The sequence below is a fragment of the Psychrobacter sp. 1U2 genome (genome assembly GCF_051847575.1).
In genome coordinates, this window is record NZ_JBPYDC010001684.1 from 1 (window position 1) to 543 (window position 543).

Consider the following 543-nt stretch of genomic DNA (forward strand, 5'->3'; position numbering starts at 1 on the left):
CTGACAGGTATTGGAACCGCCAAAGATGGCAGCTATCCTTATGGTGTTGACGCCCCTTGGCTAACTTATGTCTCCTACACCACAAAGTCTACGACTACGGGTACAGGAGAGTCTGCAACCACCACCAACACTTATGAATCTGATCAGAGCTTCGCTTTAGGCGGTCTACGCATGGGTGGGTCAATGTATTATGCTTTGGATGTCACAGATGTCAGTAAACCCAAGATTATTTATGGGATTGGTTCTAATTATGCCAATCGTCTAAAGGGTGATACAACTGCTCTAGGTGGTACTAGAGATAATGTTACTAGCCCAGCTATCGGAGTTGGTACCTCTGCAGAGTTAAGAGCTTATGCACGTATGGGACAGACATGGGGTAAGCCTACACTTGGTTATGTAAAAAGCGGTGGCAAAAAGGTTATGGTCAGCTTTTTACCTGGTGGCTACGATGCCTGTTATGAAGATCCAACATTCAAATTAAATACGACGAATCTAACAGATATCCAATGCAGTAATAAAACGTCCGCTCAAGGCAACGCTGTG

General features: G+C 44.8%; 1 pseudogene. It reads left to right on the top strand.

The annotated features are described in order from the left end of the window. Positions 1-543 (top strand): annotated as a pseudogene (locus ACS8FD_RS23870) (hypothetical protein); the annotation flags it as partial.